The 19,511-nt window shown below is 53.3% G+C and carries 16 protein-coding genes; 8 read left to right on the top strand and 8 right to left on the bottom strand.

Annotated features, from left to right (window positions below):
- The first annotated feature begins 31 nt into the window (after positions 1 to 31).
- Entirely contained in the window at positions 32 to 844 is an 813-nt protein-coding gene (trmH, locus tag ABYA77_RS02280) for a tRNA (guanosine(18)-2'-O)-methyltransferase TrmH (RefSeq protein WP_372964317.1), read from the top strand.
- Here the strand turns inward: trmH and ABYA77_RS02275 are convergent.
- From ABYA77_RS02275 to ABYA77_RS02260, 4 genes are all read right to left on the bottom strand, one after another.
- Positions 792 to 1,808: a nucleoid-associated protein gene (locus ABYA77_RS02275; RefSeq protein WP_372964316.1), complete on the bottom strand. Its 1,017-nt coding sequence runs from the start codon at positions 1,806 to 1,808 to the stop codon at positions 792 to 794. The genes trmH and ABYA77_RS02275 overlap by 53 nt on opposite strands.
- A gap of 143 nt (positions 1,809 to 1,951) precedes the next feature.
- Positions 1,952 to 3,592 (bottom strand): sulfate adenylyltransferase subunit CysN, encoded by a 1,641-nt coding sequence (gene cysN / locus ABYA77_RS02270; RefSeq protein ID WP_372964315.1) that lies wholly within the window; start codon positions 3,590 to 3,592, stop codon positions 1,952 to 1,954.
- 1 nt (position 3,593) lies between these two features.
- On the bottom strand, positions 3,594 to 4,502 hold the full coding sequence (gene cysD / locus ABYA77_RS02265) for a sulfate adenylyltransferase subunit CysD (protein WP_372964314.1): 909 nt from the start codon (positions 4,500 to 4,502) through the stop codon (positions 3,594 to 3,596).
- Between the two features lie 171 nt (positions 4,503 to 4,673).
- On the bottom strand, positions 4,674 to 5,129 hold the full coding sequence (locus ABYA77_RS02260; protein ID WP_372964313.1) for a PilZ domain-containing protein: 456 nt from the start codon (positions 5,127 to 5,129) through the stop codon (positions 4,674 to 4,676).
- Between the two features lie 261 nt (positions 5,130 to 5,390).
- Between ABYA77_RS02260 and rimO the strand changes: the two genes are divergently transcribed.
- Positions 5,391 to 6,731 (top strand): 30S ribosomal protein S12 methylthiotransferase RimO, encoded by a 1,341-nt coding sequence (gene rimO, locus ABYA77_RS02255; RefSeq protein WP_372964312.1) that lies wholly within the window; start codon positions 5,391 to 5,393, stop codon positions 6,729 to 6,731.
- Between the two features lie 48 nt (positions 6,732 to 6,779).
- On the opposite strand, the gene ABYA77_RS02250 is transcribed toward rimO, so the two are convergent.
- The 4 genes from ABYA77_RS02250 to gatC form a co-directional block, all read right to left on the bottom strand.
- The gene (locus ABYA77_RS02250; RefSeq protein ID WP_372964311.1) at positions 6,780 to 7,445 is read right to left on the bottom strand and encodes a carbonic anhydrase; all 666 of its coding nucleotides are present in this window, start codon (positions 7,443 to 7,445) and stop codon (positions 6,780 to 6,782) included.
- A 91-nt stretch (positions 7,446 to 7,536) separates the two neighbouring features.
- Positions 7,537 to 8,988 (bottom strand): Asp-tRNA(Asn)/Glu-tRNA(Gln) amidotransferase subunit GatB, encoded by a 1,452-nt coding sequence (gatB, locus tag ABYA77_RS02245; RefSeq protein WP_372964310.1) that lies wholly within the window; start codon positions 8,986 to 8,988, stop codon positions 7,537 to 7,539.
- A gap of 22 nt (positions 8,989 to 9,010) precedes the next feature.
- Positions 9,011 to 10,468, bottom strand: coding sequence for an Asp-tRNA(Asn)/Glu-tRNA(Gln) amidotransferase subunit GatA (gene gatA / locus ABYA77_RS02240; protein WP_372964309.1), 1,458 nt, complete (start codon positions 10,466 to 10,468; stop codon positions 9,011 to 9,013).
- Between the two features lie 72 nt (positions 10,469 to 10,540).
- A complete protein-coding gene (gene gatC / locus ABYA77_RS02235; RefSeq protein WP_372964308.1) occupies positions 10,541 to 10,828 on the bottom strand; it encodes an Asp-tRNA(Asn)/Glu-tRNA(Gln) amidotransferase subunit GatC in 288 nt (95 codons plus the stop codon).
- 420 nt (positions 10,829 to 11,248) lie between these two features.
- Here gatC and ABYA77_RS02230 point away from each other — a divergent pair, with 420 nt between their 5' ends.
- From ABYA77_RS02230 to ABYA77_RS02205, 6 genes are read left to right on the top strand one after another with little or no spacing between them, the layout of a single operon-like run.
- A complete protein-coding gene (locus tag ABYA77_RS02230) occupies positions 11,249 to 12,292 on the top strand; it encodes a rod shape-determining protein (RefSeq protein ID WP_372964307.1) in 1,044 nt (347 codons plus the stop codon).
- A gap of 29 nt (positions 12,293 to 12,321) precedes the next feature.
- Positions 12,322 to 13,188, top strand: coding sequence for a rod shape-determining protein MreC (gene mreC / locus ABYA77_RS02225; protein WP_372964402.1), 867 nt, complete (start codon positions 12,322 to 12,324; stop codon positions 13,186 to 13,188).
- Positions 13,188 to 13,664, top strand: a complete 477-nt coding sequence (mreD, locus tag ABYA77_RS02220) for a rod shape-determining protein MreD (RefSeq protein ID WP_372964306.1) — start codon at positions 13,188 to 13,190, stop codon at positions 13,662 to 13,664. The genes mreC and mreD overlap by 1 nt, the downstream gene beginning before the upstream one ends.
- A 4-nt stretch (positions 13,665 to 13,668) precedes the next feature.
- The gene (locus ABYA77_RS02215) at positions 13,669 to 14,271 is read left to right on the top strand and encodes a nucleoside triphosphate pyrophosphatase (protein WP_372964305.1); all 603 of its coding nucleotides are present in this window, start codon (positions 13,669 to 13,671) and stop codon (positions 14,269 to 14,271) included.
- On the top strand, positions 14,268 to 15,749 hold the full coding sequence (gene rng, locus ABYA77_RS02210) for a ribonuclease G (RefSeq protein ID WP_372964304.1): 1,482 nt from the start codon (positions 14,268 to 14,270) through the stop codon (positions 15,747 to 15,749). The genes ABYA77_RS02215 and rng overlap by 4 nt, the downstream gene beginning before the upstream one ends.
- Positions 15,750 to 15,790: 41 nt before the next feature.
- A complete protein-coding gene (locus tag ABYA77_RS02205; protein ID WP_372964303.1) occupies positions 15,791 to 19,510 on the top strand; it encodes a YhdP family protein in 3,720 nt (1,239 codons plus the stop codon).
- Position 19,511 lies beyond the last annotated feature (1 nt).

The raw sequence follows: 19,511 nt of genomic DNA, 5'->3' as shown, positions 1-19,511 counted from the left end.
ATCGCTCCTGTAACTTTACGAAAACAGAAACATGACCCCTGAACGCCTCGCCCGAATCAAACACATCCTCGACACTCGCCAGCCAGACCTGCGGGTGCTGACCGATCAGGTGCATAAGCCCCGAAATCTCTCGGCCATTATCCGCTCCTGCGATGCTTTTGGGCTGGCCAATATGCACGTGGTGTGGCCGAAAGAAGGTTTTCGGGCGTTCAGGAAAACAGCCGGTGGCAGTTATCATTGGGTGACCACTCATACCCACCCGACCATGAAAGACGCAGTGGCTGAGCTGAAAGGGCTGGGGCATAAGATTTACGCTGCGCAGTTGTCAGACCGCGCCGTAGATTTCCGGGACGTGGATTTCACAGTGCCCTGTACGATTGTAATGGGCAATGAAGTGGATGGGGTGAATCCGGTTACCGCGGAGCATGCCGATGAGCATATTGTGGTGCCGATGATGGGGATGGTGGAGTCGCTGAACGTGTCGGCAGCCTGTTCGATTATTCTGTCGGAAGCACAGCGGCAGAGAAAACTGGCGGGGATGTTTGACCAGCGGCGGATGCCCGAAGATGAGTACAACCGCCTGCTGTTCTCCTGGTGTCAGCCCACGGTCAAACGATACTGCGACGACCGCAACCTGCCGTACCCACCGATAGATCACGAAACAGGTGACCTCATCGATGGCGTTGGCTGGATGCAAGAAGTCCGACAACTAAGAGCCAACCGCCCCAGATGGGACGATGAAAAGAATCCTCACCCCGCAACCCGCCCCCAAACCTTGAAGGCTACCGAAATTAGTCCTCGCGAGCCTCAAGATACCGCTGCAACTGCTCCCGCAAAGCCTTAGGCAAACGCGTAATCGTCAGTGCGTCTTTGTCACGATCGTAATACACGGCCTGATTCACCAGATCTGATGAAAATGAAACACTCATGCCGCCGCCAGAACCAGCGATGCGCACGAGTTTTTTAACCTTGCGGTGATCCGGATGCAGCACGCCGGTTTCCGGCATCTCTACATTTTTGCTGGCAAACTCCTTGAAGCGTTCGGGCTGGTTTTCGTCTAAGTAGCCGGACAAAGCTTCAATGGCAACCGGCTCTCCCAGTGCATGCTGGTCTTTACAGAACTCGTAGGCTTTGGCACGTACTTCACCGGCCTTCTCTGGCTCACTGGACTTAGCGAAAGCTTCTACCGCGTCCAGAAAGGTCGTGGTTTCTTTTTCTACGTCTACGCTATTGGTAAAAGCGCACAGCCGCAGAAATAGTTCGCCGGGGTCGCCTGTGCCTCGTGCGTGGACAACCGTCATGTAGTTGTCGCTGTCTTTTCCGTCACGCCAGTCATCCAGTTCGATTCGTGCTGCCAGGTTCAATCGAGACAGGCTGAGGACTTCCGTTGCATCCAGTTTTTGGCTGCCATCGAATCGCATAGCGCTGTCGGTTTCCAGAATGAACAGGTAAACCACTTCTGAATCAGCCAGTACATCGTGGGCAATCATCAAGTGGCCGTCGAATTCTTCTTGGCAGCCATTCAAGAGCTCCTGCCATTGTCCAAATACTCGATCGGTCATGGCGGCGAAGGTTTGTTTGTCTTCAAGATAGTCTTTGAGCCAGGCGCTGAAAGGGCTCTCACCGACATCTTCGGAGAAGCGGCCGTACTTTTTACCAGGTTTGCTGTTGAACAGGCGTTTCATCTGCTTGTGCAGCGCTTCGTAATCGCCACCGGGCTCCTGCAGGGCCTCACCGGCAACAAGGCGAGCGGGTTGGCCCGGCTGGTATTGGCTGGCGAAAGCAGTGCGGAGGTGTTTGATGGCCATATTACGATCCTGTCGGGTTTACGGGAGATTCAGATGGCGGTGATGATGCCACGGATCGGAAAGGGATTCATTTGCAGATTGTACGGAGTAGAGATCCTCACCCCGGCGGCCCGCCCGCCAGGGTATGGGAACCCCTGTTTAGATCAGAGTGCCCGAAGCAGCCTGGAAACTGCCTCAGTAATCTCTGCCTCGGAATCTGCGCTGACACTGGTATTGGCAATGTCAGTGCCGAGATTTACTGCAACGGCAATCAGGCCGTGAGCAGTAAGAAGCTGAGCCATGCGGCGGCGTTCATCAGCATCACCGGTGTTTTCTTCGGAAACCACCACAGCCGTCCGGCCCTGATCGAACAACGCGCGCTCGACCGCCAAGGCTAAAGCCGGGGCTTGTTTGCCGCCACACGCAATGATCGCTGGCTTCTGGGCCAAACGACGCTCACGCTCTTCCGAAGTGACCGGGTCCAGCGACTCAAGCCCATCGGCCAGGCCGGCGATCATACCCGCGCCGACAGTGACGTTGGTCAGGCGGTCAATGATAATGAAGCTGCCGGTAGCGTGGTTGCGCTGGTACGCATCAAACGCGATGGGCTGGTTCAGGGTCAGTTCGCACAGGCCAATTTCGTTGAGCTGCAACTGGCTTGGACCGGAATTCTGCTCCAGCGTGTTTACATCAGTCTGGTAGTGAATTGTTTTCACGGTACCAGAGGTGAAGGTGGGGCCGAGTTTAATGTCGTACAGACGGCCGGTTTCCAGTGGTGCGTCTGTCATCCAGACGATATTGGCGTTGAAGCGGTTGGCTACTTCGGGTTCGTCTTCCGCTTTTACCAGCATGTCGCCCCGGCTGATGTCTATCTCATCTTCCAGCGTCAGGGTAATGGCCTGGTCGATATAGGCCTCATCCAGCTTGCCATCAAATGTCACTATCTCCTTCACGGTGCTGGTGCGCCGGGAGGGCAGTGCCATAACCTTTTCACCAGGACGGATGACACCGGACGCAATGGTGCCGCAGAAACCCCGGAAGTTAAGGTTGGGGCGGGTGACGTACTGCACAGGGAAGCGGAAGTGTTCGAGATTCTTGTCGCGGGACACTTCAACGGTTTCCAGGATTTCCATCAGCGGCTGGCCGGTGAACCAAGGCGTGTTTTCACTTCGGTTCACCACGTTGTCTCCATCCAGCGCGGACAATGGTACAAAACGAACGTCTTTGAGACCAAGTTTGGTAGCAAACGCCAGATACTCTTCACGGATTTCGTTGAAGCGTTCTTCGCTGAAGTCCACCAGATCCATCTTGTTCACAGCCACTACAATGTGGCGAATGCCCAGTAGCGAGGCGATGAAGGAGTGACGACGGGTCTGGGTCATTACGCCATGGCGAGCGTCGATCATCAGGATTGCCAGCTGGGCGGTGGAGGCACCGGTGGCCATATTGCGAGTGTACTGCTCGTGGCCTGGAGTGTCGGCGATGATGAATTTACGCTTGTCGGTGCTGAAATAGCGGTAGGCCACATCAATGGTGATGCCTTGTTCACGTTCTGCCTGCAAACCGTCCACCAGAAGCGCCAGGTCGAGCTTTTCCCCGGTGGTGCCCATTTTGGCACTGTCGGTTTTCAGGGTGGCCATATGATCTTCATAGATCATCTTGGTGTCGTGTAGCAGGCGGCCGATCAGGGTACTTTTGCCATCGTCTACGCTGCCGCAGGTGAGAAGTCGTAGCAGTTCTTTGTTCTCGTGCTGTTTCAGGTACGACAAAATGTCGTCGGCAATTAATTCAGACTGGTGTGACATCTTAGAAGTACCCTTCGCGCTTTTTCTGTTCCATGGATCCGGCTGAATCGTGGTCGATAACCCGCCCTTGTCGTTCTGAGCTGGTGGCGAGCAGCATTTCCTGAATGATTTCCGGTAATGTATCGGCTTCAGACTCGATCGCGCCGGTGAGGGGGTAGCAACCCAGGGTGCGGAAACGCACGGACTTCATCATGGGTTTTTCTCCTTCCATCAGGGGCATGCGGTCGTCATCCACCATGATCAAAGTGCCGTCTCGTTCCACCACCGGGCGGACGGCGGAGTAGTACAGGGGAACGATATCGATGTTTTCCAGGTAGATGTATTGCCAGATGTCCAGCTCGGTCCAGTTGGAAAGAGGGAACACACGTATGCTCTCGCCTTTGTTAACTTTGCCGTTGTATGTGTTCCAAAGCTCCGGGCGCTGGTTTTTCGGGTCCCAGCGGTGGTGTTCGTCCCGGAAGGAGTAAACGCGCTCTTTGGCCCGGGACTTTTCTTCATCTCGGCGGGCGCCGCCGAACGCCGCATCAAATTTGTACTTGTTCAAAGCCTGCTTGAGTGCCTGGGTTTTCATCATGTCAGTGTGCTTCGCGCTGCCATGACTAAACGGGCCAATGCCTTGCTTTACGCCTTCCTCGTTGGTGTGCACGATCAGGTCCAGCCCATAGCGGCTAACCTGCTTGTCCCGGAATTCAATCATCTCCCGGAATTTCCAGGTGGTGTCTACATGCATCAGAGGGAAGGGAGGTTTTCCTGGAAAGAATGCCTTCAGGGCAAGGTGCAGCATGACAGCTGAGTCTTTGCCAACGGAGTAAAGCATGACGGGGTTATCAAACTCGGCCGCCACTTCCCGGATTATGTGGATGCTTTCAGCTTCCAGCTGTTTCAGATGGGTGAGATTGTATGTGGTCATGATTATCCGTTGCCCTGAAAGGCTTTAATGGCTGTAAATCAGAAGGGCAACTATAACAGGGTGCAATAGGGTATAAGAAGGTTGTCGGTAAGAATTTTAGGTTCTAATAATATAGCGGCGAGCCAGTCACTGGGGTGGTCCTGGTTTGTTTCAGTTGTATTTTTTTAGGGGTTAGTTGCTGGTGGCGTCAGCCAGGAGTTTGGCTATATACCGATCGATGTATTCAAAGCCATTTCCTTCGAAGCTCGAAAATTGAAGGCCTATCTGGAAGTTGTTTCTGGCAATTCGGCGGATGTGAACAAGGTTGCTTTCGGCCACAACCGTAACGGGTTGATAGGGAAGGACTGGAACTGAAAAGCGAGCGGTAACATGAACCGGGTTTTTGGGCGCAGGAGGTAGCATGCCTGGTATCAAGGATTTTGCTATTTCCCCGTCGCACTGAATCATGGCGCCTGTGCGGGAAATGTTTGAAACCTTGCAGGTGAGCTGGCAACCATCTGGCTTTTCGAGGGTGATCTCGGTGGACACGTCTGCTCGCTGTTGGTTTCTCAGGTTTGGCTTTGCTGGTACCGGCTTCATGTTGGCTCTTTTGGCGCGTGACGTATCGAAAGAGATTGCTTGTCCCATAATGTCTTCCTGAGAGCTGCATAATTCATTGAAAGATTAGCTGCTCAAAAAATAAGCAAACCTGATATTGCAGGAAATTATGGCATTTTGGCAACAATAAATATGAACAAAGTGTCACAAAATGCGACTTTGTTGACGAAAGGAGCCGTAGTATCCACTGCAATAAGTGTTACATGAATGGCTGCAGTCGGTGAGTTCCTGGGGTAAAATCGCCGCCTACATTCATCAGGGGCATTGCTCCGGGATTCCTGCAGAACCGTTATGACCGAGAAGACAGAAAGTGCCGCTAAAGGCGGAAAAGTAGGCTTTATCAGCCTTGGTTGCCCAAAGGCGTTGGTTGATTCTGAACGTATCCTCACCCAGTTGCGCCTGGATGGTTATGATGTGGTACCAACCTATAACGACGCTGATATTGTGGTGGTTAACACCTGCGGGTTTATCGATGCTGCTAAGCAGGAATCCCTTGATGCCATTGGCGAAGCCATCAGTGAAAACGGCAAGGTCATCGTAACCGGTTGTATGGGGGTTGAAGCTGACAAAATTCGAGAAACTCACCCTGGTGTGCTGGCGGTTTCCGGCCCCCATGCCTATGAAGAAGTGGTAGGTGCGGTACATCAGTATGTACCGCAGCAAAAGACTCATGATCCCTTTGTAGATCTGGTTCCTCCTCAAGGTGTCAAGCTGACACCCCGGCATTATGCCTATCTGAAAATATCTGAAGGCTGCAACCATCGTTGTACCTTCTGCATTATTCCCTCCATGCGAGGCGATCTGGTTAGCCGCCCTGTTGGCGATGTAATGGATGAGGCTCAGCGCTTGGTTGATGCTGGTGTTAAAGAGCTTTTGGTCATTTCGCAAGACACCTCAGCGTATGGTGTGGATATTAAATATCGGACTGGCTTCTGGCAGGGCCGTCCACTGAAGACAAAAATGCAGGCGCTTTGTGAAGCGCTCGGTGAGATGGGCGTGTGGGTTCGATTGCACTATGTTTATCCTTACCCTCATGTGGATGACATTATTCCATTAATGGCCGCAGGAAAAATTCTTCCGTATCTGGACATCCCGTTCCAGCACGCCAGCCCGAAGGTGCTCAAGGCCATGAAACGTCCGGCTCACGACAGTAAAACGCTGGAGCGTATCCGGAAGTGGCGGGAAATCTGCCCGGAACTGACGATCCGTTCTACCTTTATTGTTGGCTTCCCGGGTGAGACCGAAGAAGACTTTCAGTATTTGTTGGATTGGCTGGATGAGGCGCAACTGGATCGCGTTGGCGCATTTACTTACAGCGCGGTAGAGGGCGCTAAAGCCAACGAACTGGAAGGTGCGGTTCCTGAAGATGTGAAAGAAGAGCGTCTGGCTCGGTTCATGCAAAAGCAGGCAGAAATCTCTGCGGCAAGGTTGCAGGCTAAAATCGGAAAGATCCTTGATGTGCTGATTGATGAAGTCGACGAAGAAGGCGCGATTGGCCGGTCAAAAGCTGATGCTCCGGAAATCGACGGTATGGTGTACCTGAACGGTGTGACTGATCTGGAGCCTGGGCAGATCGTTAAAGTTGTTGTTGAGCATGCGGACGAACACGATTTGTGGGCATCTTTAGTGTGACCTGAAGCATAAACAAAAGGCCCCGAATTTCGGGGCCTTTTGTCAGGGTTACTCTTTAGCGAGATTCACTATGTAGTCGGAGTAGTACTCGTTGAAGTTCTTGAATTCCATGCTGTTGTGACCACAACAGCGAATGTCCCCCGATTTGATATCGTACACCCAGCCGTGAACCTCAATCTTTCCTGTCGCCAACTTGGCCGCGACCACCGGATGAGTGCGCAAGTGTTGGACCTGCTGTAACACGTTTTCTTCAATGGCTTCGTTCAAGTACATCGTATCCAGGCGTTCTTCACTCGGAATACCATGCCTTTCCCGGACAATCTCCATAGCTGAGCGACAGTGCCCCAGCCATTCTTTGACATGCGGGAGGCCCTTTAGTGCGGGAATGTCCAGAGCTCCCTTAATGGCTCCGCAATCCGTGTGGCCGCATACAATGATGTGGCGAACACCTAATACTGCGACTGCGTATTCGATGGATGCCGTCATACCCCCTGTTTCATTGCTGTGGGGCGGGATCACATTACCGGCATTGCGGCAAATAAACAGGTCTCCCGGGATTGAACCAGTCATCATGTTTGGGTCTATACGGGAGTCCGAGCAGGTAAAAAACAAAACGTCAGGGTTTTGACTGTCGGCAAGAGCACCAAACAGATCTTTGTGTTCCGGATAAACGTTCTTCCGAAAATTCAGTACGCCGCGAACGATGTGATCCATAGTGTCTCCATTTGCTGACGAGCCAAATATATTTGTTGCTCTGGATTGGGAGACCAGGCCGGAATGTACGATCCCGGCCTGGTCAGAGAGGTCAGCCACCAAGTTTGCGAACAAGAATCTCATTGAACAGCTTGGGGTTGCCCTGACCTTTGGATGCCTTCATCAGGGGCCCCATAAAGCCACCGAGCATCTTTTTGCGCTTTTTCGGATCGTCTTCGCTTTGATACTGAGCTACCTGGTCGGGCATGCCAGTGAGAACTTCGTCGACCATAGACTCCAGTGCACCTGTGTCAGATACCTGTTTCAGACCATTAGATTCGATGATGGCATCCACATCGTCGCCTTCGCCAGACCACAGAGCCTCAAACACCTTTTTTGCGCCGGCGGATGACACTGTGTTATCCGCAATACGGACTACCAATGCACCCAGCTGAGCGCCAGAAATCGGTGAATCGATAACGGATTTATCTTCGGCGTTCAGGCGTGCAGAAAATTCACCCTGAATCCAGTTGGCTGCCAGTTTAGCGTCTTTACCGTGCTCAACGGTTTCCTCGAAAAAGCCTGCCAGATTGGCGTCGGCAGACAAAATGCCTGCGTCATAGTCATTCAGGCCATACTGCTCCTTGAAGCGAGCACGGCGGGCATCCGGAAGTTCCGGCAAGCGGGCACGAGCGTCTTCAATGAAAGTATCGTCGATTTCCACTGGCAGCAGGTCAGGGCAGGGGAAGTAGCGGTAATCGTTGGCTTCTTCCTTGCTGCGCATCGAACGGGACTCATCCCGGTCACCGTTGTATAAACGGGTTTCCTGAATGATTTTTCCGCCGTCTTCCAGTATGTCCATCTGTCGCTCTACTTCGTGAGCGATAGCTTGTTCCATGAACCGGAACGAGTTCAGGTTCTTGGTTTCTGTGCGGGTGCCCAGAGTTTCGGACCCCTTTGGCTTGAGCGAAATGTTCACATCAAATCGCATGGAGCCTTGTGACATATCACCATCACAGATGCCCAGCGAAGTGACAATGCCGTGAAGCTTCTTGGCAAACGCCACGGCTTCTTCTGCGCTGTTCATATCTGGCTCGGTGACCACCTCGATCAGGGGAGTTCCTGCTCGATTCAGGTCAATGCCCGACATACCGTGATAATCGTCGTGCAAAGATTTACCGGCATCTTCTTCAAGATGGGCATGGTGAATGCGAACCCGTTTGGTCGTGCCGTCAGACAAGTCGATATCAATATGACCGGGGCCGACAATTGGTTGGGCCAGTTGCGTGGTCTGGTAACCTTTTGGCAAATCCGGGTAGAAGTAGTTTTTCCGCTCGAACACCGAGCGCCGACCAATTTCGGAATTGGTGGCCAGACCGAACATGACCGCATAACGGAATGCCTGCTCGTTTGGAACCGGCAAGGTGCCTGGCATGGCCAGGTCAACGGCGTTGGCCTGGGTGTTCGGTTCGGCACCAAATGCGGTGCTCGAGCCTGAGAAAATCTTGGTTTTGGTGGCAAGCTGAACGTGAATTTCCAGCCCGATCACGATATCCCACTGCATGTGTTCGTCTCCTTATCCGGGCTTATTGAGGTTCGCGCTGGTGCCAGTCGGTCACCTGCTGGAACTGATGGGCGGCGTTCAGTAACCGGGCTTCGGAGAAGTAGTCGCCGATAATCTGCAGGCCAACCGGTAAGCCGTCAACAAAACCGGCAGGCACCGACATGGCCGGAATGCCCGCCAGGTTGATAGCGATGGTGAATACATCTTCCAGATACATAGTGACCGGGTCGGTGGTTTTTTCACCCTGAACGAAGGCTGGGGACGGTGACACCGGGCTCATCAGTACGTCTACGTCTTTAAATGCGTTGATGAAATCTTGCTGAATCAGGCGGCGTACTTTCTGGGCTTTCAGGTAATAGGCATCGAAATAACCCGCAGATAGTGCATAACTGCCTACCAGGATCCGGCGCTTCACTTCGTTTCCGAAGCCTTCGGCGCGGGTGCGAGTGTACATGTCCATCAGATCTTTGGGGTTTTCGCAACGGTAGCCGTAGCGTGCACCATCGAAACGGGACAGGTTGGCAGAAGCTTCCGCCGGGGCGATTACGTAATAAGCTGCAATGGCCAGTTTGGCGTTAGGTAGTGAAACCTCTTTGACTGTAGCGCCCAGCTTTTCATATTCACGCACAGCATTGCGAACCTGTTCTTCCATAGCTGGAGACAGCTGCTCACTGAAGTATTCTTTAGGCAGGCCTATCTTCAGGCCTTTTAAGGGCTCATTCAGCGTGGCGGTATAGTCCGGGACTTCACGGTCAATGCAGGTGGAGTCTTTGGGGTCAAAGCCGGCCATCACGTTCATCATCAGCGCAGCATCTTCTGCTGTACGAGCCATCGGCCCGCCTTGATCCAGAGACGAAGCAAAGGCAATCATGCCGTAACGGGAAACCCGGCCATAAGTCGGTTTTAGTCCGGTAATGCCACACAGAGCGGCTGGCTGACGGATGGACCCGCCGGTATCCGTGCCAGTAGCTGCAGGAACCAGTCGTGCGGCTACCGCGGCGGCAGAGCCACCGGAAGATCCACCTGGAACCCGCTTCTCGCCTTTGGAGAGGCCCCAGGGGTTGGTGACTGCACCATAGAAACTGGACTCGTTAGATGAGCCCATGGCGAACTCGTCCATGTTGGTTTTGCCCAGGCATACTGCACCGACCGCTTTGAAGTTTTCGGTCACGGTCGCGTCGTAGGGCGGGACAAAGTTATCCAGCATTCTGGATCCGCAAGTGGTGCGAATGCCATTGGTGCAGAAAATGTCCTTATGGGCAAATGGCACCCCGGTCCAGACCGTCGCCTTACCGGCAGCCCGTATTGCGTCGGCCGCTTTGGCTTCGGCCAGGGCCTGTTCATTCGAGATGGTGATAAAGCTGTTGTACTTGCCGTCTTCACGTTTCAGGCGGTCAAGGAACTGTTGCGTCAGTTCCACACTTGAAATTTTTCCGCTCTCCAGCTCTCTGGAAAGCTCTGCTACGGATTTGTTATGCATCATCAATCCTGAAATCTATGATGGTCAGAAAATCTGCCGTATAAAAGGCAGTCGCTGCTCATTTCGTAAGGCTCATTCAATGACCTTGGGAACCAGGTACAGCCCATCCTCGGTCGCCGGCGCAATTGCCTGAAACGCTTCCCGCTGATTGGTCTCAGTGACCACATCCGGGCGGAGCCGCTGTGTGGCATTCAACGGGTGAGCCATTGGCTCAACATTATCTGTATCGGCAGCGCTTAGCTGATCTACCAGATCCAGAATGTTCCCCAGATCTTTTTCTAAAGCTGAAACCTGCTCGTCGTCCACTTTAATGCGGGCGAGCACGGCAACTTTTTCTATGTCCTCGCGGGAAATGCTCATGTTGCCTCCAGTATGTGTGAAAACAATGTAATGAATAACAAAGGGTGCCTCGTCATGCTGTCAATCACTGGATTCGGCGACCCGTTTTTATCTTGGGGATGATTGTGGAAAGCGCCTTCCAAAACTATGCAAAGCCTGGGGTGGCAGAGCTCAAACGCCGCATAGAGGGGCGTGAGGAGCGGGTTTTGGAAGGCGTTTTCCACAATCATTCTTGCACCCGAATGAGACCTGCGAAGAGTCAGATATTCAGGAAGCCCGATATACTAGCAGAATCATGCTCAATATTGGCCCCGAAACAACCCACAAAATGTGCAATTAGTGAGCCGACAGCCCCGATGGCGCCTTGCCTGCACAGGGGGTCACTGATAAAGTTGCGGCATCCTTCTTCGCAACCGCAACTCTCAGGTTGAAACAACACGAATGTTAATTAAAAGACTCCGAGGCCTATTTTCAAGCGACCTGTCCATTGATTTGGGCACCGCCAACACACTGATATACGTACGTGGTCGCGGCATCGTACTGGACGAACCTTCCGTTGTCGCCATCCGAACCAATAACTCCCAGAAGATGGTCGCAGCGGTGGGTGCTGAAGCCAAGCGCATGCTTGGTCGCACCCCAGGTAACATCACCGCTATTCGTCCGATGAAAGATGGCGTGATCGCTGACTTCGTAGTCACCGAAAAAATGCTCCAGCACTTCATTCATAAGGTTCATGAAAACAGCTTCATTACCCCGAGCCCTCGGGTGCTGGTGTGTGTTCCCAGCAAATCTACACAAGTAGAGCGTAAAGCGATTCGTGAATCTGCTCTTGGTGCCGGCGCTCGTGAAGTCTTTCTGATCGAAGAGCCCATGGCGGCAGCCATTGGTGCAGGTCTGCCGGTAGAAGAAGCCAGCGGTTCGATGATTGTTGATATCGGCGGTGGTACTACCGAAATCGCCATTATCTCGTTGAGTGGTATTGTCTATGCCGACTCGGTTCGCGTAGGTGGCGATAAGTTTGATGAGGCCATTGTTACGTATGTGCGTCGCAACTACGGCAGTCTGATCGGCGATTCCACTGCAGAGCGCATTAAGCATGAAGTTGGCTGTGCGTACGAAGGCCTGGAAATACGGGAAATCGACGTGCGCGGTCGTAATCTGGCTGAAGGTGTGCCCCGTGCATTCACCTTGAACAGCGAGGAAATTCTGGATGCTCTGCAAGAATCCCTGGCTCAGATTGTTCAGACAGTGAAGGGTGCTCTGGAGCAGTCTCCGCCGGAGCTGGCTTCCGATATTGCTGAACGAGGCATTGTACTGACCGGTGGCGGGGCTTTGTTGAGAGGCCTGGACAAGCTCATCAGTGAAGAAACCGGCTTACCGGTGATCATCGCCGAAGACCCCCTGACCTGCGTGGCCCGTGGTGGCGGCAAGGCACTGGAAGTTATTGATCGCAGTGGCCTCGGAATGCTCTCCCAGGAGGGTTGATCCCGTGGGGGGAGCTCGCTATTAAGACGATCTTTGTTCAGGGGCCGGTGCCCGGCCTCCGATTTTTTTTCGTGATTATGATATCGGCAGCGTTGATCGCTGCCGATACCCGTTCTGACAAGCTGGCTTTGGCGAGAAGCACCATCGAAACTGGCCTCGCTCCGGTCTATTGGCTCGGTCATGCACCGTCCCGCTTTGGTGACTGGTTCGGCGAGCTGTTTGTCAGCCGCGAAGACCTGGCCCAGAAAAACGAAGAGTTAGAAACCCGCCTGCTCATTCTTGAACGGCGAGCCCTCAAGTACGCTGCTCTGGCTTCCGAGAATAATGAGCTTCGACGCCTGCTGAACTCTGCAGAAGTGCTGGACGACCGGGTTATTGTTGGCGAAGTCGTTGGTATTTCACCCGATCCTTATACCCATGAAATTGTTATCAACAAAGGTCAAAGCGACGGCATAACTGTTGGACAGGCGGTGCTCGATGCTGAGGGTTTGATGGGGCAAATTGTTCAGGTCAGCCAGTTTACCTCCCGGGTGCTGCTGGTTTCTGATAGCAGTCATGCCGTGCCTGTGGAAGTCATCAGAAACGGCCTGCGGGCCATTCTTCTTGGTAACGGGCAGGCTGACAATCTTGATTTGGTGCATGTGCCGGATACTGCAGATATTCGCGCAGGCGATGTTCTGGTCAGCTCCGGTCTTGGTGGCCGTTTTCCGCGGGGTTATCCCGTGGCTGAAATCAGCGAAATTACCAAAGAGCCGGGAGAGCCTTTTGTGACCCTGCGAGCGACGCCAAAAGCACGATTGAACCAAAGCCGGTTGGTGCTTGTGGTATTTCAGCCAGAAACCCGGCAAGAAACGCCAGATTCCGAGGCTGTGGTCGAGGGTGGGGGAGCATCCTGATGTTGTCGGTCATCAGTTATCCGTTGTTTTTGCTGTCAGTTATCCTTTCCCTGGTCCTGAGTATTTCGCTGTTCCCCGTGGAATGGTTTGAATTCCGGCCGGTCTGGTTGGGGCTTGTCGTGTTCTACTGGACCTTTCGGGCACCGGCGCAGCTCGGTGTGACCATGGCGTGGTGCCTCGGGTTGCTTCTGGATACCCTGGAGTCCACTCCTTTGGGGGTTAACGCGATGGGGATGGCTCTGGTTGCATTTCTTGTCCTCACCATTCATCAGCGCCTGAGGATGTACCCATTACCACAGCAGTGCCTGATGGTGTTTTTATTATTGGGTATTAACCAGATGCTGGTGCACTTTATAAAGCAGTTGGTGGGTGCCGAAAGTGCAGGCTTCAGTTACTTATGGCCAGCGGTAACCAGCGCCTTAATTTGGCCATTGGTCAGCAGTGTGCTGGACCATATCAACAGAAAGCTGGGGTAGGGCAATGGCTGATCTGATCCTCGCCTCGGCTTCTCCTCGCAGAGCCGAACTTCTTAAACAGGTTGGCTTACACTTTCATGTACAGCCCGCTGATATTGATGAAACGCCCTTCCCTGGCGAATCTCCTGAGCAGTATGTTGAGCGGTTAGCCCGGGAAAAGGCTTTGCTTATTGCACGCCAGCATCCCGATAGCCTGGTTCTCGGCTCAGATACGTCTGTGATTCAGAATGGCGATATTCTGGGAAAACCGGAATCCAAAGAGCAGGCAGCGGCCATGTTGCAGGCTCTTTCTGGAAATACCCATCAGGTGTTGACTGCGATTGCTTTGGCAAAGGGGGGGCAGTGCCGGTCCCGGGTGGTGGTGACCGACGTGACTTTTCGGGAGCTTTCGCCGGATGAAATTCAGGCCTACGTAGCGACCGGAGAGCCCATGGATAAAGCTGGCAGTTACGGAATTCAAGGTCTGGCCGGTATTTTTGTCAGCTCGCTCAAGGGTAGTTACAGTGCAGTGGTAGGTCTTCCTCTTCAGGAAACCGCAGCGTTGCTCGCGGAGGCGGGTCATCCGGTATTACAGCAGTGGCCGAGTACTAAGGAGTGTCGCCGATGAGTGAAGAAATTCTGATTAACGTCACACCGGTGGAAACCCGGGTCGCACTTGTCGAGAACGGCATGTTGCAGGAAGCCTATATCGAACGCACCAGCCGTAAAGGTATTGTTGGCAATATATACAAGGGCAAGGTGGTTCGTGTATTGCCGGGTATGGAAGCCGCGTTCGTGGATATCGGCCTGGAACGGGCCGCCTTCATTCATGCCTCTGATGTCGTTGCCAGCCAGCCTCCAGCAGAGGAGGTGGTTGATGCGCCGAAAGTCGTTCCGGATATCCGGACACTCCTGAGAGAAGGGCAGTCGCTGGTTGTTCAGGTAACCAAAGATCCTATTGGTACCAAGGGTGCGCGCCTGACAACACAACTTTCTGTGCCATCCCGGTACCTTGTTTTCATGCTCGGGGTTAAACACATCGGCGTCTCCCAGCGGATAGAGGATGACAGCGAACGGGCTCGCCTGAAATCACTGATAGAAGAAGCGTCCTCGGAACACCAAGAGATTGACGGTGGTTATATCATTCGTACGGCAGCCGAAGGTGCGCAGCCGGAAGAACTGATTGCCGATATGATCTACCTGCAACGGCTCAGCCAGTCTATTCATGAACGAATCGCGAAAGTTCAGGCGCCAGCCTCGGTGTATCAGGACTTGCCTTTGTTTATCCGAACCATCCGGGATCTCATCCGCCCGCAAACGGAAAAAGTTCGTATCGACAGCCGGGAAAGTTACCAACGGGTGATGGATTTCGTACACGAGTTTGTGACGGAATTTGCTGACAAGGTGGAGTATTACCCGGGTGAGCGGCCAATCTTTGATCTGTACTCAGTAGAAGATGAAATTCAGAAAGCATTGAGTCGCAAGGTTCAGCTGAAGTCTGGTGGTTATGTGATCATTGATCAGACTGAGGCGATGACCACCATCGACATTAATACCGGTGCTTTTGTTGGTCACCGGAATCTGGAAGAAACGATCTTCAAAACCAATCTTGAAGCGGCCCGCGCTATCAGCCGACAGCTCAGGCTACGCAACCTGGGCGGTATCATCATTATTGATTTCATCGATATGGAAGATCCTGAGCACCAGAGACAAGTGCACCGTATGCTTGAGAAAATGCTCGAGCGGGACCATGCTAAAACCAAAATTACCGGTGTTTCAGAGCTGGGTTTGGTTGAGATGACGCGGAAGCGCACCACAGAAAGCCTGGGGCAGGTACTGTGTGAACCATGCCCGATCTGCGATGGCCGGGGGTTTCTGAAAACGTCAGAAACGGTTTGCTATGAGATCTTCCGGGAAATTCTCAGGGTGAATCGGGCTTATGAGGCTGAGAACTACCTGGTGATGGCTTCCCAGAAAGTGGTGGATCGACTACTGGACGAAGAATCCGATAACGTGGCAGACCTTGAAACCTTTATCAGTAAAACCATTCGATTCCAGGTTGAGCCCTTCTATAGTCAGGAACAGTATGATGTGGTTCTGCTCTGACGCCTGACTGGCGGATCATTCCAGGGAGCTGATGGAGACGTATGTCGAGCCGCAATCCGGACAGTATGCCGGCAGACCTGCCACCCGGGGGAGTGGTTGGCCGGGTATTGGCCATTTTTGCCTCTTTGGTCTGGTGGTCCCTGCTGGTGCTTCTGGTATTGCTGGCGCTGTATGCCGGTATTGGTCGGCAACTGACTGCCAATATTGATCAATTTTCCAGCCAGACTGCGCAAATACTGTCCGAACAGACCGGCCTTGAAGTCACTGTTGGAGGTCTTTCATCGTCGTGGCGGTGGTTGAACCCTTCCGTAACGGCTACCAATATCACGGTTGCCGACCCCAAAACCGGCGACCTGTTAGCGGAACTTGAACACCTGAGCCTGGGGGTGGATTTTATGTCTTCCCTCATGCGTTTCAGAATTGTGCTGGAAGACTTCGATGCCGATGGGCTCTCGCTCATACTAAAGCGCCATGTTGGCAGTGAACCCTCCAGCTCTGTCGAAGAGTTGCTGCAAAGCCCGCAAAGTGGTGACAAAGGCCTGCAACAATGGTTGGAATATGCAGGTGCCTGGCTTTCAGATCCGGAGGTTCGGATCACCCGAGTTAGTCTGACCTTTGACGATGGCAACAATCACCCCCGCCACATTGATATTCCACAACTGGACTTGCTCTATAGCAGGGGCCTTTTTCAAGCCGCTGGTCGAGCTATGCAAAGCGGCACCACAACGCAATTAGCCAGCTTTTCCCTGGTTGGTCAACACTTCTTCCGGGGCGAGTTCACGGGGCAGTTATACCTCGACATTGATTCTGGCCGGTTATTTGATGGCCTGATTGATGATGTTAACTGGCGAGGCATTCGTCTTGAAGGTTTTGACCTGGGGGGAAGGGCCTGGCTGACGTTTGAGGGGGGGCAGCTTCTTCAGGTGCAGGGCCGGGTTCAGACTCCCTACCTTCAGTTGGGTGTGAACCGTCAGTCACTGGCACCGTTGGAGAACATTCACGCCCGGTTCGGGTGGAAGCGGGGCCAGGCCATAATGCTGCAGCAATTGCAGTGGCAGTGGGCCGGCGATGTTGTTGAGCCGTTTAATTTCAGAATTCAACCGGAAGAGTCCGGAGTTGCGTTGGTTGCGGACGCGCTGCCTCTTGAGCCCCTTAGAAGGCTTATTCTGAACCTGCAATTGCTGCCTGAAGTGGCTAACCAGGCTTTGGATCATTACCGCCCTGCAGGTTACCTGGATGACATGCTGCTGAAGTTGCCTGAGCAGGCCGGTGAATACAGCTTGTCGGGACGAATGCGGGACTTGAGCGTTCAGGCCTGGCACGGTGCTCCTGGCGCTACTGGTTTGAACGGCTACTTCGAACTTTCTGCTGCGGGCGGGTTTGTCGACCTGGATGCTTCTGATCCGGTTACCCTCGGCTTTCCATTGTTGTTTCTTGATGACTGGGCTTTTGATTCCCTGACTGGTCGCGTGTCATGGCTGACCTCGGGGTCTGTAACCCGGATCTATGCCGATCAGATTCAGTTTGGTTATCAGGAAAAAACCGTACTGAATGGGGCTTTTGATCTGAAGCTGGATGCCCAGGGTGAGGACAGCCTGGGACTGCGTATTGGTGTTGAAGAGGGTGGCGCCGAAATGCTTGCAGCATTTGTCCCTGTCCATGCGGTGGATGAAGGGCTCTATCAGTGGCTCACGACCAGTATCCTGCAGGCAGATATCCGTAACGGAGAATATTATGGCCATGGCCGGATCGGTTTGGATGCACCCAAGGGCTCGTTTGTGTCTTCCATGTGGTACGAGTTCGAAAATGCCCAAGTACGCTATGACGAGCGTTGGCCCTTAGTCGAAAAATTATCGGGGCGGGTGGAAGTTCAGAACGGTGATACGTTAGTAACGCTTAAAAAGGGTGTTACAGGTGGTCTCCCGGTTGAACAAGGGCTGGTGCGAGTGGTGCCCGGACGGGGTGAGGCACCCGCCCGGATTCTGGTGGATGCGTCTGCGCAGGTGCCGGGCGAATCGGTGACCTGGTGGATGGAAAACAGTCCGCTGGGTGAAATGGGGGGTGCGACAGTGGCCGGTGCTGAGTTCCTGGGACAATTTCAGGTGGGGCTCAGCATTGACCTTCCCCTGAGCGGTGAGCTGCCGGTTTCTGTTGAGGCCAGAATTCAAACAAAAGACGCAGGATTCGGGCTTCCCGAAGCCGGTTTGAACTGGAGCAATATCACTGCCGACCTGACTTACCACACTCAGAACGGGTTTTCTGGCGGGCCAGTTACGGCACAATTCATGGAGCAGCCCGTTACGGTTCGGTTTGGGCACAGTGGCCAGGGTGAAGCTTTGTCTATAGAGCAAAGCGGCAAACTGCTACTGCCGTCTTTTTTGCAGCAGCTTGAGTTGGGCGTGGGCGGCTCATTCGGCCTGGATGGTTCAGCTGCCTACATCGCAAGTCTGACTGTGGGGGCTGAGGGCGTCTCTCCTGTTTCGGTCTCTTCAGACCTTGTTGGGTTGACGGTGGATTGGCCGGAGCCACTGGGTAAAGCTGCATTGGATAGTGCACAGCTGAGTGCACAGATTGATCCATTTACCAGCGACGGAGTAAGGGTCTCTGGAGAGTGGGTGGACAGGTTGGGGTTTGATTTGAACCTGAAAGAATCGGGTTTCGATCTGAGTTTTGATCATTTGTATGTTGGACGTCACAGGCTTTCGGATATCAATGTTAACGCCCTGGATCTGGGGAATCGCTGGGTGATTAGCACGGATTCCGAAAGAGTCACCGGGCGTGTGACTATTCCGGAGAGTGGTGGTGTTATTGATGTTGATCTGCAAACCTTGCGTTTGAGTCGGCAAGGGCAGAAAGAAGAATCTACCGATACTCCGGAATTGTTGACCCTCGAAGAACAATTAGAGGCGTTTCGGGAAATGGATATCGGCAGTTGGCCAGATATCGATGGTCGAATTGCTGACTTGCGCCTGGGTAACGAGTCTGCTGGGCGCTGGGCGTTCAAACTGCGGCCCGAGAATCACCAGTTAAATGTGACGGGTATTGAAGGCCATGTTGGCTCTCTGGTGCTGTCCGGAGACATGACGTGGAGCGTGCTGGATGGTCGGGAGGTCACCCAGTTTAAAGGGCGGCTGGATGGCGGCGGGTTGAAAGATCTTGAGGCACTGAAAGGCAGTTCTATTCCGCTGGACAACGAAGCGACAGCTGTTGAGTTGGATATTGATTGGCCCGGGAGTCCGGATGATCTTGCACTCAGTAAGCTCAGCGGCACGGTCAGTGCTCGTCTGGATGATGGCGTGATTTTGCAACAAAACAGCTCAGCTCAGTTGTTTCGCATTTTTAATCTACTGAATACTGATACTTTGTGGCGGCGTTTGCGACTGGATTTTTCTGATCTGTATGAGCGTGGTGTGGCGTTTGATGCAATTTCGGGTAAGGCAAGCATCAATAGTGGATTGCTCACACTGGACCCGGAACTACAATTGGTAGGTCCTTCCGGCGCTTTTAAGATCAGTGGCACCACCAATATGGCGACAGAAGATCTCGATATGCGCCTGGTGATGGTTTTGCCTATTACTCAGAATTTGCCCTTAGCTGCGATACTGATGGGCGCCAGCGCACCTATTGGCGGAGCGCTGTTTGTGTTGGATAAGATACTGGGTGATCCCCTAAGCAAACTCACCAGTGCAACCTACAATGTAACGGGCAGCTGGAATGAGCCTGAAGTTGAGTTGCGGGGCGTATTTGATACCGGCGAGTAAT

The sequence above is a fragment of the Marinobacter sp. genome, from assembly GCF_041595835.1.
GTDB lineage: Bacteria > Pseudomonadota > Gammaproteobacteria > Pseudomonadales > Oleiphilaceae > Marinobacter.
Note: the sequence above shows the minus strand (reverse complement) of the source record. Positions and strands in the feature narration are given on the sequence as shown.

Bases quoted from the DNA above. Each gene is read 5' to 3' on its own strand.
- gatB (WP_372964310.1), bottom strand. From the start codon at position 8,988: ATGCAGTGGGATATCGTGATCGGGCTGGAAATTCACGTTCAGCTTGCC.
- ABYA77_RS02230 (WP_372964307.1), top strand. From the start codon at position 11,249: ATGTTAATTAAAAGACTCCGAGGCCTATTTTCAAGCGACCTGTCCATT.
- mreD (WP_372964306.1), top strand. From the start codon at position 13,188: ATGTTGTCGGTCATCAGTTATCCGTTGTTTTTGCTGTCAGTTATCCTT.
- gatC (WP_372964308.1), bottom strand. From the start codon at position 10,828: ATGAGCATTTCCCGCGAGGACATAGAAAAAGTTGCCGTGCTCGCCCGC.
- rng (WP_372964304.1), top strand. From the start codon at position 14,268: ATGAGTGAAGAAATTCTGATTAACGTCACACCGGTGGAAACCCGGGTC.
- ABYA77_RS02215 (WP_372964305.1), top strand. From the start codon at position 13,669: ATGGCTGATCTGATCCTCGCCTCGGCTTCTCCTCGCAGAGCCGAACTT.
- ABYA77_RS02205 (WP_372964303.1), top strand. From the start codon at position 15,791: ATGTCGAGCCGCAATCCGGACAGTATGCCGGCAGACCTGCCACCCGGG.
- gatA (WP_372964309.1), bottom strand. From the start codon at position 10,468: ATGCATAACAAATCCGTAGCAGAGCTTTCCAGAGAGCTGGAGAGCGGA.
- ABYA77_RS02250 (WP_372964311.1), bottom strand. From the start codon at position 7,445: ATGGATCACATCGTTCGCGGCGTACTGAATTTTCGGAAGAACGTTTAT.
- cysN (WP_372964315.1), bottom strand. From the start codon at position 3,592: ATGTCACACCAGTCTGAATTAATTGCCGACGACATTTTGTCGTACCTG.
- ABYA77_RS02260 (WP_372964313.1), bottom strand. From the start codon at position 5,129: ATGGGACAAGCAATCTCTTTCGATACGTCACGCGCCAAAAGAGCCAAC.
- ABYA77_RS02275 (WP_372964316.1), bottom strand. From the start codon at position 1,808: ATGGCCATCAAACACCTCCGCACTGCTTTCGCCAGCCAATACCAGCCG.
- cysD (WP_372964314.1), bottom strand. From the start codon at position 4,502: ATGACCACATACAATCTCACCCATCTGAAACAGCTGGAAGCTGAAAGC.
- trmH (WP_372964317.1), top strand. From the start codon at position 32: ATGACCCCTGAACGCCTCGCCCGAATCAAACACATCCTCGACACTCGC.
- rimO (WP_372964312.1), top strand. From the start codon at position 5,391: ATGACCGAGAAGACAGAAAGTGCCGCTAAAGGCGGAAAAGTAGGCTTT.